At 68.0% G+C, this 13228-nt stretch carries 15 protein-coding genes and 1 tRNA gene; 10 read left to right on the forward strand and 6 right to left on the reverse strand.

The annotated features are described in order from the left end of the window. Positions 1-69 precede the first annotated feature (69 nt). Genes AWC14_RS21140 through AWC14_RS21150 form a run of 3 tightly spaced genes read left to right on the forward strand, consistent with a single transcriptional unit; the run spans position 70 to position 1992 of the window. Positions 70-696 (forward strand): HAD-IA family hydrolase, encoded by a 627-nt coding sequence (locus AWC14_RS21140; protein WP_045378175.1) that lies wholly within the window; start codon positions 70-72, stop codon positions 694-696. Continuing rightward, positions 689-1183, forward strand: coding sequence for a low molecular weight protein-tyrosine-phosphatase (locus tag AWC14_RS21145; RefSeq protein WP_045378178.1), 495 nt, complete (start codon positions 689-691; stop codon positions 1181-1183). Before AWC14_RS21140 ends, AWC14_RS21145 begins: the two co-directional genes overlap by 8 nt. Then, complete coding sequence (locus AWC14_RS21150; protein WP_045378181.1) at positions 1183-1992, forward strand: SURF1 family cytochrome oxidase biogenesis protein; 810 nt, start codon at positions 1183-1185, stop codon at positions 1990-1992. The genes AWC14_RS21145 and AWC14_RS21150 overlap by 1 nt, the downstream gene beginning before the upstream one ends. Here the strand turns inward: AWC14_RS21150 and AWC14_RS21155 are convergent. Continuing rightward, complete coding sequence (locus AWC14_RS21155; RefSeq protein ID WP_045378183.1) at positions 1964-2902, reverse strand: cobalamin biosynthesis protein; 939 nt, start codon at positions 2900-2902, stop codon at positions 1964-1966. The two genes, AWC14_RS21150 and AWC14_RS21155, sit on opposite strands and share 29 nt — an antisense overlap. Positions 2903-2937: 35 nt before the next feature. Between AWC14_RS21155 and AWC14_RS21160 the strand changes: the two genes are divergently transcribed. Further along, positions 2938-3744: an oxygenase MpaB family protein gene (locus AWC14_RS21160; RefSeq protein WP_045378185.1), complete on the forward strand. Its 807-nt coding sequence runs from the start codon at positions 2938-2940 to the stop codon at positions 3742-3744. A 3-nt stretch (positions 3745-3747) separates the two neighbouring features. Here the strand turns inward: AWC14_RS21160 and AWC14_RS28800 are convergent, their stop codons facing one another. Then, positions 3748-3891, reverse strand: coding sequence for a hypothetical protein (locus AWC14_RS28800; protein ID WP_156419168.1), 144 nt, complete (start codon positions 3889-3891; stop codon positions 3748-3750). A gap of 104 nt (positions 3892-3995) precedes the next feature. Here AWC14_RS28800 and AWC14_RS21165 point away from each other — a divergent pair, with 104 nt between their 5' ends. Then, entirely contained in the window at positions 3996-4391 is a 396-nt protein-coding gene (locus tag AWC14_RS21165; protein ID WP_045378403.1) for a VOC family protein, read from the forward strand. A 10-nt stretch (positions 4392-4401) separates the two neighbouring features. Here AWC14_RS21165 and AWC14_RS21170 read toward each other — a convergent pair. The 4 genes from AWC14_RS21170 to AWC14_RS21185 all read right to left on the reverse strand — a co-directional run bounded on the left by AWC14_RS21170 (position 4402) and on the right by AWC14_RS21185 (position 6141). Beyond that, a tRNA-Val gene (locus AWC14_RS21170) sits at positions 4402-4473 on the reverse strand. Between the two features lie 127 nt (positions 4474-4600). After that, on the reverse strand, positions 4601-5062 hold the full coding sequence (locus AWC14_RS21175; RefSeq protein WP_045378188.1) for a peroxiredoxin: 462 nt from the start codon (positions 5060-5062) through the stop codon (positions 4601-4603). Further along, positions 5062-5484, reverse strand: coding sequence for a DUF3052 domain-containing protein (locus AWC14_RS21180; RefSeq protein WP_045378191.1), 423 nt, complete (start codon positions 5482-5484; stop codon positions 5062-5064). The genes AWC14_RS21175 and AWC14_RS21180 overlap by 1 nt, the downstream gene beginning before the upstream one ends. Before the next feature lie 69 nt (positions 5485-5553). Beyond that, the gene (locus tag AWC14_RS21185) at positions 5554-6141 is read right to left on the reverse strand and encodes a hypothetical protein (protein ID WP_045378194.1); all 588 of its coding nucleotides are present in this window, start codon (positions 6139-6141) and stop codon (positions 5554-5556) included. Between the two features lie 135 nt (positions 6142-6276). Here AWC14_RS21185 and aceE point away from each other — a divergent pair, with 135 nt between their 5' ends. From aceE to kasA, 5 genes are all read left to right on the forward strand, one after another. Continuing rightward, entirely contained in the window at positions 6277-9066 is a 2790-nt protein-coding gene (gene aceE / locus AWC14_RS21190) for a pyruvate dehydrogenase (acetyl-transferring), homodimeric type (protein ID WP_045378406.1), read from the forward strand. Between the two features lie 63 nt (positions 9067-9129). Further along, entirely contained in the window at positions 9130-10437 is a 1308-nt protein-coding gene (locus AWC14_RS21195) for a PucR family transcriptional regulator (protein ID WP_045378197.1), read from the forward strand. A gap of 129 nt (positions 10438-10566) precedes the next feature. Next, on the forward strand, positions 10567-11475 hold the full coding sequence (locus AWC14_RS21200) for an ACP S-malonyltransferase (protein ID WP_045378200.1): 909 nt from the start codon (positions 10567-10569) through the stop codon (positions 11473-11475). A 78-nt stretch (positions 11476-11553) separates the two neighbouring features. Further along, positions 11554-11901 carry a meromycolate extension acyl carrier protein AcpM gene (gene acpM, locus AWC14_RS21205; protein ID WP_045378203.1) on the forward strand — a complete coding sequence of 116 codons (348 nt, stop codon included), beginning with the start codon at positions 11554-11556 and terminating at the stop codon, positions 11899-11901. Beyond that, positions 11898-13148: a 3-oxoacyl-ACP synthase KasA gene (gene kasA / locus AWC14_RS21210; protein ID WP_045378206.1), complete on the forward strand. Its 1251-nt coding sequence runs from the start codon at positions 11898-11900 to the stop codon at positions 13146-13148. The genes acpM and kasA overlap by 4 nt, the downstream gene beginning before the upstream one ends. The last annotated feature ends 80 nt before the right edge of the window (positions 13149-13228 follow it).

Raw genomic sequence — 13228 nt, forward strand, 5'->3', positions numbered from 1 at the left:
AACGGTCCTGCCGACGGTGCAGGTGAGCGCGTCGGAGACAATGGGACTGTGCCAGCCAGTCCTCCGCACATGGTGATCTTCGACCTCGACGGGACGCTCACCGATTCCGCAGCCGGGATCGTGTCCAGCTTCCGCCACGCGCTGCGCCATGTCGGCGCGGCCGTGCCCGACGGCGATCTGGCCGGCCATATTGTCGGCCCGCCGATGCACCACACCCTGGCCGCGATGGGGCTCGGCGAGCACACCGACGCTGCGATCGCGGCCTACCGCGCCGACTACACCGCCCGCGGCTGGGCGATGAACAGCGTGTTCGACGGCATGGTGCCGCTGCTGGCGGACCTGCGCGCCGCCGGTGTGCGGCTGGCGGTGGCCACTTCCAAGGCCGAGCCGACAGCGCGGCGCATCCTGGCCCACTTCGGGCTCGACGGGCATTTCGAGGTCGTTGCCGGCGCCAGCGTCGACGGCTCACGCAGCAGCAAGGCCGACGTGCTGGCTCATGCGCTGGCTCAGCTGGCGCCGCTCCCCGAGCGGGTGCTGATGGTCGGCGACCGGGTGCACGACGTCGACGGCGCCGCCGCGCACGGCATCGACGCCGTGGTGGTCGGCTGGGGCTACGGCCAGGCCGACTTCGCCGACGACGCCGACGTGCAACGCGTCGCGACCGTCGCCGAATTGCGGAGGGCGCTGGGTGTCTGACCGGCGGCTGCACATCACGTTCGTCTGCACCGGCAACATCTGCCGGTCGCCGATGGCGGAAAAGATGTTCGCCCACCAGATCACCCAGCGCGGCCTCGACGACGTCGTGCGGGTCACCAGTGCGGGTACCGCCGGCTGGCACATCGGCAAGGCCGCCGACGAGCGGACCAACCGCGTGTTGCGCGCCCACGGCTATCCCACCGACCACTGCGCCGCCCAGGTCGACCTCGACCACCTGAGCGCCGACCTGGTGGTGGCGCTGGCCCGCAACCACGTGTGGCTGTTGCGGCAACTGGGCGTCGACGCGGGCCGGATCCGCATGCTGCGGTCGTTCGACCCGCGCTCGGGTGCCTATGCCCTCGACGTCGACGACCCCTACTACGGCGACCACGACGACTTCGAGGCGGCGTTCGTCGCCATCGAGGCGGCTCTGCCCGGCCTGCACAAATGGGTTGACGAGCAACTGGCGCAGAACGGGCAGCGCTGATGCGACGGCTGGCGTTCCTTGTGCGACCGGGATGGCTGGCGCTGGCGGTGGTGGTGATCGCGTTCACCTATCTGTGTTTTTCCGTGCTCGCGCCGTGGCAGCTGGGCAAGAACACCAAGACGTCGCGGGAGAACAAACAGATCGAGCAGTCGCTGAGCACGGACCCGGTTCCGGTGAAAAGCCTCTTGCCGCAGCAGGATTCGTCGGCGCCGCAGGCGCAGTGGCGACGGGTGACGGCCAGCGGGCATTACCTGCCGCACGTGCAGGTGCTGGCCCGGCTGCGGGTGGTCGGCGGCGAGCCGGCGTTCGAGGTGCTGGTGCCGTTCGTCGTCGACGGCGGCCCCACCGTGCTGGTCGACCGCGGCTACGTTCGGCCCGAGCAGGGTTCACGGGTGCCGCCGATTCCACCGCCGCCCGCCGAGACGGTGAGCATCACCGCGCGGCTGCGCGACTCCGAGCAGCCGGTGCAAGACAAAGAGCCATTCACCAAAGACGGTGTGCAGCAAGTCTATTCGATCGACATCGGGCAGATCGCACAGTTGACGGGAGTGCCGCTGGCCGGGTCGTATCTGCAGCTGGTGGACAACCAGCCCGGCGGGCTCGGTGTGCTCGGGGTGCCGCATCTGGACGCCGGGCCGTTCTTGTCGTATGGCATCCAATGGATCTCGTTCGGCATCGCCGCGCCCATCCTGTTGGGCTACTTCGTCTACGCCGAGGTCCGCGCCCGTCGCGCCGAGAAAGCGGCAGCGAAGTCGGCGCCGAAGACCGTCGAGGAGAAGCTCAGCGACCGCTACGGGCGGCGGCGCTAACCACCGCCGCGGCCGCCAGTTGCACGGCCATGGATAGTCGTACCGCGCGGCGCAGGTCGGCCACCGTCGGGGCCGGCCCGTCGCCGAGGGTGGGCCGGATCTGCAGCCCGTACTGGTAGTGCGTCGGCCCCCCGAGCCGCACACCCAGCGCTCCGGCGAACGCCGCCTCGACGACCCCGGCGTTCGGGCTGGGATGCCGGGCCGCGTCGCGGCGCCACACGCTCAGCGCGGCCGAGGGCGAGCCGCCGACGATCGGCGCACACACCGCGACCAGCGTCGCGGTCACCCGCGCTGCCACATAGTTGGCCACGTCGTCCAATCGTGCGGCGGCCCAGCCGAATCGGGCGTGGCGCGGCGAACGGTGGCCGATCATCGAGTCCAGCGTGTTGATGCCGCGGTACACCAGCACCCCGGGCACCCCGCTGATGGCGGCCCACAACAGCGGCGCCACCTGTGCGTCGGAGGTGTTCTCGGCGACCGACTCCACCGCCGCGCGGGCCAGCCCGTCGGCGTCGAGCAGGTCAGGGTCACGGCCGCACAGCGACGGCAGCAACTCCCGGGCCCCGTCAATGTCGCCACGACCCAACAGCTCCGACATCGCCGATCCGGTGCGCGCAAGCGACGTGCCGCCCAGCGCGATCCAGGTAGCCGCCCCGGTCACCCCCACGGACCACACCGAACCCCGCCGCGCGGCGAAATGCTGCGCCGTCGCACCAAAAAGGCCCAGCGCGCCGATCAGCACGCCGACATGCAGCGCGCCCGCAAGCCGAGAATCGCGGTAGGTGAACCGCTCCACCGCCGCGGCTACTGCGCCGAAGCCCGCGACCGGATGACCGTGCCGCGGGTCGCCGAGCACCAAATCGGCCAGAGAGCCGACCAGCACACCGGTGAGCCGGGTCCGCCCAAACACCCCGGCAGCCTCTCACACGTGGTCTACTCGGGTTTATGAAGCGATCCGGTGTCGCCGACCTGCTGAACTCCGCCGCCATGCTGCTGCCCGCCGCGAACGTGATCATGCAGCTGTCCTTGCCCGGCGTCGGCTACGGCGTCCTGGAAAGCCCCGTCGACAGCGGCAACGTCTACAAGCATCCGTTCAAGCGGGCCCGCACCACCGGCACGTATCTGGCCGTCGCCACCATAGGCACAGAACAAGACCGCGAGCTGATCCGCACCGCGGTCGACACCGCGCATCGGCAGGTGCGCTCCCGGCCGTCAAGCCCGGTGTCCTACAACGCCTTTGACCCGCGACTGCAGCTGTGGGTGGCCGCGTGCCTGTACCGCTACTTCGTCGACCAGCACGAGTTCTTGCACGGCCCGCTCGACGACGCCAGCGCCGACGCCGTCTATCAAGACGCCAAGCGGCTGGGCACCACGCTGCAGGTGCGGGAGGGCATGTGGCCCCCGGACCGCGTCGCGTTCGACGAGTACTGGAAACGCACTCTCGACGAGCTACGCATCGATCCCCCAATGCGCGAGCATCTTCGCGGGGTGGCGTCGATGGCGTTCCTGCCGTGGCCGATGCGGGTGCTGGGGCGGTTCAACCTGTTCGCGACGACGGGTTTTCTGGCTCCTGAGTTCCGGGCGATGATGCAGCTGGACTGGTCGCAATCCCAGCAGCGCCGCTTCGAGTGGCTGCTCTTTGCGTTGCGGCTGGCCGACCGGCTGATCCCGCACCGGGTCTGGATATTCGGCTATCGACTTTATCTGTGGGACATGCGATTCCGTGCGTGGCGCGGCTGGCGAATCGTGTAGTGGCTAGCCGAACATCACGAGCAGCACCATGGCGATCATGCACAGCACCGCCGTCCAAAACCACGGCTGCAGCAGAATGCGCTCGTTGGTTTCCTCGGTCTGGCGGGGACGGGACGTTGTACGTTCGGGCGTCAACTGTGAAGTCATACTAACTATCGTGACCGATTAGCCGACCTTAGTAAATGTGTTGCTGGCCTCACCCATCTGTGTTTGCGACCCAGATCACACTGTCTGAAAGAGAGGCGAAGTTCATGGCATTCCCGGCGCTCAACCACGTCGCGGTCACCGTGCGCGACATCGAGGTCAGCGGCCCCTGGTACCGCCAGCTATTCGGCGCCGATCCGGTGCTCGACGAGCACACCGACGGCGGCTTCCGGCATCTGGTGTGGATGCTCGACGGAGGCACGCTGTTCGGCGTCCATCAGCATGAGCGGTCGGCTCCTGACGAGCGATTCAGCGAGTTCCGCGTCGGCCTCGACCATGTCGGCTTCGGCTGCGCCAACCGCGCCGAGCTGGAGACGTGGCTGACGCGGCTGAACGAACTCGGCGTCCACCACGGCGGGATCGTGGATGCCGGCTACGGCTCGGGCCTGAGCTTTCGTGACCCCGACGGGATCGCGCTGGAGTTCTTCGCCGGACCGGAATGAGCCAGAGGGGTGGGCGCGGACGGGATCGAACCGCCGACCGCTGGTGTGTAAAACCAGAGCTCTACCACTGAGCTACGCGCCCGTGCCGCGACAGGCTACACGGCTGTGCGAGCCGCGCCCAAACGCCGGCGATACTGCCGAACGTGCGCAGAATCGGGATTGGACGCGGCGTGTCGACCGGGGACACGCACGCTCGGCGAGGAGGCGACTCACGCTTTCAGTGCTGCGAGTGCGTCGGTCCACAGCCGCTGATCGCGGGTCTCGCCCGGCTGTTTCATCTCCGCGAACCGGATGACCCCCGACCGGTCGATGACGAAGGTGCCCCGGTTGGAATAGCCGGCGTTCTGGTTGAACACGCCGTAGGCCTGGCTGACCGCGCCGTGCGGCCAGAAGTCCGACAACACCGGGAACAAGAAACCGCTTCCGGCGGCCCACACCTTGTGGGTGGGCGGCGGGCCCACCGAGATCGCCAGCGCCACGCTGTCGTCGTTTTCGAAGTCAGGCAAGTGATCCCGCAACTGGTCGAGCTCGCCCTGGCAGATGCCGGTGAACGCCAGCGGGAAGAACACCAGCAACACGTTTTTCTCGCCGCGGTAGTCGGACAGGGTGACCGGCTGCTGGTTCTGGTCGCGCAGGGTGAAATCGGGTGCCTCGGTTCCGACGCTGAGCATCAGCGCCGCCCCGCCCGGGACTTGGGCTGCACCAACCGGCTCGCGCTCCAGTCACCCAGGCTCACCGACGATGTCGGCATCAGGCCGGCGGTGGGCGCCGACTCCGCGATCTCGGCGGGCAGCACGTGGCCGGGCCGACCGGTTTTGGGAGTCAGCACCCAGATCACACCGTCGTCGGCCAGCGGGGTGATTGCGTCCATCAAGGTGTCGACCAGATCTCCGTCGCCGTCCCGCCACCACAACAGCACGACGTCGACCACCTCGTCGGTGTCTTCGTCGAGCAGTTCGCTGCCGCAGGCTTCCTCGACGTCGGCGCGGATGTCGTCGTCGGTGTCCTCATCCCAGCCCCACTCCTGGACAACCTGGCCCTTCTGGATGCCCAGTTTGCGGGCGTAGCTCGGGGCGTCGTCCGCCGCGACCACCGTGCGCCTCCTTAGTCTTGTGCATCAACACGCCGTGCGATGCGCACTATCGTCGCACAGCAATCGGCGTCACGAGTACGCAAGGCACGCCTTGACCGTTCTGGACTTGGTGTCGTTGAGCTGATCGACGCGCTGGTTGAACTCCGATGTCGGCGCGTGGGCGCGAATGGCCTTCGCCACGTCCCGGGATGCGTCGACGTAGGCGTTGAGAGCCTCACGCAGCTCCTGCGACAACGGCTCGCTGATGCTTCCGGCGACGACGTCGGCGCTGTTGTTGAGCGCGTCGATGGCCGGGCCTTCGGCGGCGGCGGTGTCACCGCCCTGATTGAACGCCCCCACAAAGGCATTCACCTTTTCGATGGCTTCCTTGCTGCTGCTCGCAAACGACTCACACGCCTTGACCACCGCCCGCGTTGTCAACGACTGCTGGCGCTGCGTCTCGCGGATCCGTGAGGTCGCCGACGACGCCGACACCGACGCGGACACCGAGGCCCGGTACGCCGGGGCAACCGCGGTGTCGACGGTCGCGGTGCCCTCGGTGACGCTGGTACATCCGACGATCGCCATCAGCATCGCCGCGACACTGCCGAGCACCAGCAGGCCAAGGCGCAATCGGCGTCCACTCAGCCGCATCGCGGCCTGCCATCGGACCAGCACACCGACTGACGTTACCGGTTCAGACGGCCCCTACGCGGCGGGGGCTGGCGTGCGGCACGATAGGGGGATACAACCGAAAACGACACGGCGGGGATGGGCCACAAGCAGCTGAACCGCCACGCAAGGAGTAGCGAGTTGACTACCGAGTTCGTACGCCACGATCTGGCGAAAAACTCAAGTACCGCAAGCGATCACGACCGGGTGCGGGTGATCCGTGAAGGGGTGGCGTCGTATCTGCCCGACATCGACCCGGAAGAGACGTCGGAGTGGCTGGAGTCCTTCGACGAGCTGCTGGAGCGCTCCGGGCCGTCGCGGGCCCGCTATCTGATGCTGCGGCTGCTGGAACGGGCCGGCGAGCAGCGGGTCGCCATTCCGGCGCTGACGTCCACCGACTACGTCAACACGATTCCGACCGAGCTGGAGCCGTGGTTCCCCGGCGACGAGGACGTCGAACGCCGCTACCGGACCTGGATCCGGTGGAACGCGGCGATCATGGTGCACCGCGCCCAGCGGCCGGGAGTCAGTGTGGGCGGCCACATTTCGACCTATGCCTCCTCGGCCGCGCTGTACGAGGTCGGCTTCAACCACTTCTTCCGCGGCAAGTCGCACCCCGGCGGCGGGGACCAGGTCTTCATCCAGGGCCACGCCTCCCCCGGCATCTACGCGCGCGCGTTCCTGGAGGGCCGGTTGACCGCCGAGCAGCTCGACGGCTTCCGCCAGGAACACAGTCACCCCGGCGGCGGGCTGCCGTCCTACCCGCATCCGCGGCTGATGCCCGACTTCTGGGAATTCCCCACCGTGTCGATGGGCCTGGGCCCGATGAACGCCATCTACCAGGCACGGTTCAACCACTACCTGCACGACCGGGGCATCAAGGACACCTCCGATCAGCACGTGTGGTGTTTCTTGGGCGACGGCGAGATGGACGAACCGGAAAGCCGCGGCCTGGCTCACGTCGGCGCGCTGGAGGGACTGGACAACCTGACCTTCGTGATCAACTGCAACCTGCAGCGCCTCGACGGCCCGGTGCGCGGCAACGGCAAGATCATCCAGGAGCTGGAGTCGTTCTTCCGCGGCGCGGGCTGGAACGTGATCAAGGTGATCTGGGGCCGCGAGTGGGACGCGCTGCTGCAGGCCGACCGCGACGGCGCCCTCGTCAACCTGATGAACACGACGCCCGACGGTGATTACCAGACGTACAAGGCCAACGACGGCGCCTACGTGCGCGACCACTTCTTCGGCCGCGACCCCCGCACCAAGGCGCTGGTGGAAAACATGACCGACGCCGAGATCTGGAACCTCAAGCGCGGCGGCCACGACTACCGCAAGGTCTACGCCGCCTACCGCGCCGCCGTCGACCACAAGGGTCAGCCGACGGTGATCCTGGCCAAGACCATCAAGGGCTATTCGCTGGGCGCGCACTTCCAGGGGCGCAACGCCACCCACCAGATGAAAAAGCTTGCGCTGGAAGACCTTAAGGCTTTCCGCGATTCCATGCGGATCCCGATCAGCGACGCTCAGCTGGAGGAAGACCCCTACCTGCCGCCGTACTACCACCCCGGCTCCGAAGCGCCCGAGATCCGTTACCTGCTCGACCGCCGTCGCACCCTCGGCGGCTTCGTGCCCGAGCGCCGGACCAAGTCCAAGGCGCTGACGCTGCCCGGCCGCGACACCTACAAGTCGCTGAAAAAGGGCTCCGGCCAACAGGAAGTCGCCACCACCATGGCGACGGTGCGCACCTTCAAGGAAGTGTTGCGGGACAAGGAGGTTGGCCCGCGGATCGTCCCGATCATTCCCGACGAGGCCCGCACGTTCGGCATGGACTCGTGGTTCCCGAGCCTGAAGATCTACAACCGCAACGGCCAGCTCTACACCGCCGTCGACGCCGAGCTGATGCTGGCCTACAAGGAAAGCGAAGTCGGCCAGATCCTGCACGAGGGCATCAACGAAGCCGGCTCGGTGGCGTGCTTCACCGCGGCGGGCACCTCGTATGCGACGCACAACGAGCCGATGATCCCGATCTACATCTTCTATTCGATGTTCGGGTTCCAGCGCACCGGCGACGGGCTCTGGGCCGCCGGCGACCAGATGGCCCGCGGATTTTTGCTCGGCGCCACCGCCGGGCGCACCACGCTGACCGGCGAGGGATTGCAGCACGCCGACGGTCACTCGCTGCTGCTGGCGGCCACCAATCCCGCGGTGGTCTCCTATGACCCTGCGTTCGCCTACGAGATCGCCTACATCGTCGAAAGCGGGCTGGCCCGCATGTACGGCGAGAACCCGGAGAACATCTTCTTCTACATCACCGTCTACAACGAGCCGTACGTGCAGCCGCCCGAGCCGGAGAACTTCGACCCGGAGGGCCTGCTGCGGGGCATCTACCGGTACCGGAAGGCGACGGAATCCCGGTCCAATACCGCGCACATCCTGGCCTCCGGAGTGGCGATGCCGTCGGCGCTCCAAGCCGCCGACATGCTGGCCGCTGAGTGGGATGTCGCTGCCGACGTGTGGTCGGTGACCAGTTGGAGCGAACTCAACCGCGACGGGGTGGCGATCGAGCGGGAGAAGCTGCGCCACCCGGACCGGCCGGCCGGCGAGGCCTATGTCAGCAAGGCGCTGTCGCAGGCCAGCGGCCCCATCGTCGCAGTGTCGGACTGGATGCGCGCGGTGCCCGAGCAGATCCGGCCGTGGGTGCCGGGCACCTACGTGACGCTGGGCACCGACGGGTTCGGCTTTTCCGACACCCGGCCCGCCGCCCGTCGGTACTTCAATACCGATGCGGAGTCGCAGGTCGTCGCGGTGCTCGAGGCGCTGGCCCGCGAGGGCGAGATCGACCCGTCGGTGCCGACGGCGGCGGCGCGCCAGTACAAGATCGACGACGTGCAGGCCGCGCCGGGCCAGACGTCCGACCCGGGGGTGGCGTAACCGCTCGCCGACCCTAGGCACGTTTTGGCGGAAACATCCAGAAAAGCGGCGTAGCTTTTAGGAGTGGCCGACAAGAATATTGGGCAGTTTGTCCTGCCGCGTACCACGCTCGAGCTGTTGGACGTGGCCCCCGAGTCGCTGCTGCGGCGGCTCAAGCAGCTGTCGGGCCGGATAGCCACCGAGGCCGTCTCGGCGATGCAGGACCGGTTGCCGTTCTTCGCCGACCTGGAAGCCTCCCAGCGCGCCAGCGTGGCGCTGGTGGTGCAGACCGCGGTGGTGAACTTCGTCGAATGGATGCGCGACCCGCGCAGCAACATCAGCTACACCGCGCAGGCCTTCGAGCTGGTGCCGCAGGAGCTGCGCAACCGAATCGCGTTGCGCCACACCGTCGACATGGTCCGGATCACGATGGAGTTCTTCGAAGAAGTCGTCCCGATGGTGGCCCGCTCCGAAGAAGAGGTCACCGCGCTCACCGTCGGCATCCTCAAGTACAGCCGCGACCTGGCGTTCACCGCCGCCACCGCCTATGCCGACGCCGCCGAAGCCCGCGGCACCTGGGACAGCCGGATGGAGGCCAGCGTGGTGGACGCGGTGGTGCGCGGCGACACCGGCCCCGAGCTGTTGTCCCGGGCGGCCGCCCTGAACTGGGACACCACCGCGCCGGCGACCGTGGTCGTGGGCACCCCCGCGCCGGGCCGGGAAGCGCACGCCAGCCAGGACGTCCGGGATATCGCCACCCGTCACGGCCGGGCGGCGCTCACCGACGTGCACGGCACCTGGCTGGTGGCGATCGTCTCCGGCCAGCTCACGCCCACCGAGAAGTTCTTCGGCGATCTGATGGCCGCCTTCTCCGACGGTCCGGTGGTGATCGGACCGACGGCGCCGATGCTGACCGCCGCCTACCACAGCGCCAGCGAGGCGATCTCGGGGATGAACGCCGTCGCCGGGTGGAGTGGCGCACCGCGGCCGGTGCTGGCCCGCGAGCTGCTGCCGGAGCGGGCGCTGATGGGCGACGCCTCGGCGATCGCGGCGTTACACACGGACGTGATGCGGCCGCTGGCCGACGCCGGACCCACGCTCACCGAGACCCTGGACGCCTATCTGGACTGCGGCGGCGCGATCGAGGCGTGCGCCCGCAAGTTGTTCGTTCATCCAAACACCGTGCGCTACCGGCTGCGGCGGATCGCCGACTTCACCGGGCGCGACCCCACCCAGCCGCGCGATGCCTACGTGCTCCGGGTGGCAGCTACCGTGGGTCACCTCGCCTACCAGGCGCAGCACACCAGCAGCACAACGAACACTGTGACGCCCGTCACCACGCCGGTGGCGAAGGACCTGGTCGAGCCGTCGGCCGGGCACCGCGTCGAGTGAGCAAGTTGCGGCACGATATCAAACAGATCGCATCCAAAGCCGTTTTGTGGGGTCTCCACAAAAACCTAAGACAAGGTTCATAATCTGTTACACCCCGCAAAACCGTCTTCACAGTGTTCTCTTAAACACGTGATTGCGTTGCTTGCGCCCGGACAGGGATCGCAGACTCCCGGAATGCTGTCGCCGTGGCTGGAGTTGCCCGGCGCGCCGGACCAGCTTGCCGCGTGGTCGACGGCCAGTGGTCTGGACCTTGCCCGGTTGGGCACCACCGCTTCGGCCGAGGAGATTACCGACACCGCGATCACCCAGCCGCTGGTCGTGGCTGCCACCCTGCTGGCCCACCAGGAGCTCACCCGGCGAGGGCTGTTCAGCGACGCCGCCACCGTCGTGGCCGGCCACTCCGTCGGCGAGATCGCGGCCTACGCGATCGCCGGCGTCATCTCGGCCGACGAAGCCGTCTCGCTGGCCGCCACCCGCGGCGCGGAGATGGCCAAGGCCTGCGCCAACGAGCCGACGGGCATGTCGGCGGTGCTGGGCGGCGACGAAGCCGAGGTGTTGGCGCGTCTCGAGCAGCTCGACCTGGTGCCCGCCAACCGCAACGCCGCGGGCCAGATCGTCGCCGCCGGCCGCCTGGACGCGCTGCAAAAGCTGGCCGAAGACCCGCCGGCCAAGGCCCGGGTGCGCGCGCTGGCCACCGCCGGCGCCTTCCACACCGAGTTCATGGCCTCGGCGCTCGACGGCTATGCCGCCGCGGCGGCGAAGGTCACGCCGGCCGAGCCCACCACGACGTTGCTGTCGAACCGCGACGGGCAGCCGGTATCGTCGGCAGCCGACGCGATGGAAAAGCTCGTCGCGCAGCTGACCCGTCCGGTGCGCTGGGACCTGTGCACCGAGACCATGCGTCAGCGCAATGTCACGGCGATCGTCGAGTTCCCACCTGCGGGCGCTCTCGCGGGCATCGCCAAGCGTGAACTTCGCGGGGTTCCGACGCATGCCGTCAAGTCCCCCGCAGACCTGGACGGGTTAACGGAGCTCTAACGCCGGTCTCGCCGCCAGTACAACCGCATATCGCACGTTTCATCCAGTAACACAACACATTACGAAGGGAAGCTCACCGTGCCCGTCACTCAGGAAGAAATCATCGCCGGTCTCGCCGAGATCATCGAAGAGGTCACCGGCATCGAGCCGTCCGAGATCACACCGGAGAAGTCGTTCGTCGACGACCTGGACATCGACTCGCTGTCGATGGTCGAGATCGCGGTGCAGACCGAGGACAAGTACGGCGTCAAGATCCCCGACGAGGACCTCGCAGGGCTCCGCACCGTCGGTGACGTCGTCAACTACATCCAGAAGCTCGAGGAAGAGAACCCCGAGGCTGCCGCTGCCATCCGCGAAAAGATCGAGGCGGAGAACCCCGACAAGGTCGAGGCCGTCCGCGCCAGGCTGGAAGCAGAGAGCAAGTGACCAAACCTTCCACTGCTAACGGCGGTTACCCCAGCGTTGTGGTAACCGCCGTCACGGCGACGACGTCGATCGCGCCGGACATCGAGAGCACGTGGAAGGGTTTGTTGGCCGGCGAGAGCGGCATCCACGTCCTCGAGGACGAGTTCGTCTCCAAGTGGGATCTGCCGGTCAAGATCGGCGGACACCTCAAGGAGCCCGTCGACGACCACATGGGCCGGCTGGAGTTGCGGCGGATGTCGTATGTCCAGCGGATGGCCAAGCTGCTCAGCGGCCAGCTGTGGGAGACCGCAGGCAGCCCCGATGTCGACCCTGACCGGTTCGCCGTCGTGGTCGGCACCGGGCTGGGCGGCGCCGAGCGGATCGTCGAAAGCTACGACCTGATGAACGAGGGCGGCCCCCGCAAGGTGTCGCCGCTGGCGGTGCAGATGATCATGCCCAACGGCGCCGCGGCGACGGTGGGTCTGCAGCTGGGCGCCCGCGCCGGGGTGATGACCCCGGTGTCGGCGTGTTCGTCGGGTTCGGAGGCCATCGCACACGCGTGGCGGCAAATCGTCATGGGTGACGCGGACATCGCCGTGTGCGGCGGTGTCGAGGGCGGCATCGAGGCGCTGCCGATCGCGGCGTTCTCGATGATGCGGGCGATGTCGACGCGCAACGACGATCCCGAAGGGGCGTCGCGCCCGTTCGACAAGGACCGCGACGGCTTCGTGTTCGGCGAGGCGGGCGCGCTCATGGTCATCGAGACCGAGGAGCACGCCAAGGCCCGCGGCGCCACGCCGCTGGCCCGGTTGATGGGTGCCGGCATCACGTCGGACGCCTTCCACATGGTGGCGCCGGCTCCGGACGGTGTGCGTGCCGGTAAGGCGATGCAGAGGGCGATGGAGCTGGCGGGCTTGTCCGCCAAGGACATTGACCACATCAACGCGCACGCCACGGCCACGCCGATCGGTGATACGGCCGAGGCCAACGCCATTCGGGTCGCCGGGTGTGAAAGCGCCGCGGTGTACGCGCCGAAGGGAGCGCTGGGCCACTCCATCGGTGCGGTCGGGGCGCTGGAGTCGGTGTTGACCGTGCTGACGCTGCGCGACGGTGTCATCCCGCCCACGCTGAACTACCACACCCCGGACCCGGAAATCGATCTCGACGTGGTAGCCGGCGAACCCCGTTATGGCGACTACAAGTACGCCATCAACAACTCGTTCGGGTTCGGCGGACACAACGTCGCGATCGCCTTCGGGCGCTACTGAGCACGACGTCCGGCGACGACACGGGCTGCGAGCGGTCCGCAGCGGAGCCGGGCAAGTACGGAAGGAATTTTCGGAAGACC

This window comes from Mycobacterium kyorinense, from assembly GCF_002101735.1.
Classification (GTDB): Bacteria; Actinomycetota; Actinomycetes; order Mycobacteriales; family Mycobacteriaceae; genus Mycobacterium; species Mycobacterium kyorinense.

Bases quoted from the DNA above. Each gene is read 5' to 3' on its own strand.
- AWC14_RS21140 (WP_045378175.1), top strand. From the start codon at position 70: ATGGTGATCTTCGACCTCGACGGGACGCTCACCGATTCCGCAGCCGGG.
- AWC14_RS21165 (WP_045378403.1), top strand. From the start codon at position 3,996: ATGGCATTCCCGGCGCTCAACCACGTCGCGGTCACCGTGCGCGACATC.
- AWC14_RS21160 (WP_045378185.1), top strand. From the start codon at position 2,938: ATGAAGCGATCCGGTGTCGCCGACCTGCTGAACTCCGCCGCCATGCTG.
- AWC14_RS21150 (WP_045378181.1), top strand. From the start codon at position 1,183: ATGCGACGGCTGGCGTTCCTTGTGCGACCGGGATGGCTGGCGCTGGCG.
- AWC14_RS28800 (WP_156419168.1), bottom strand. From the start codon at position 3,891: ATGACTTCACAGTTGACGCCCGAACGTACAACGTCCCGTCCCCGCCAG.
- AWC14_RS21175 (WP_045378188.1), bottom strand. From the start codon at position 5,062: ATGCTCAGCGTCGGAACCGAGGCACCCGATTTCACCCTGCGCGACCAG.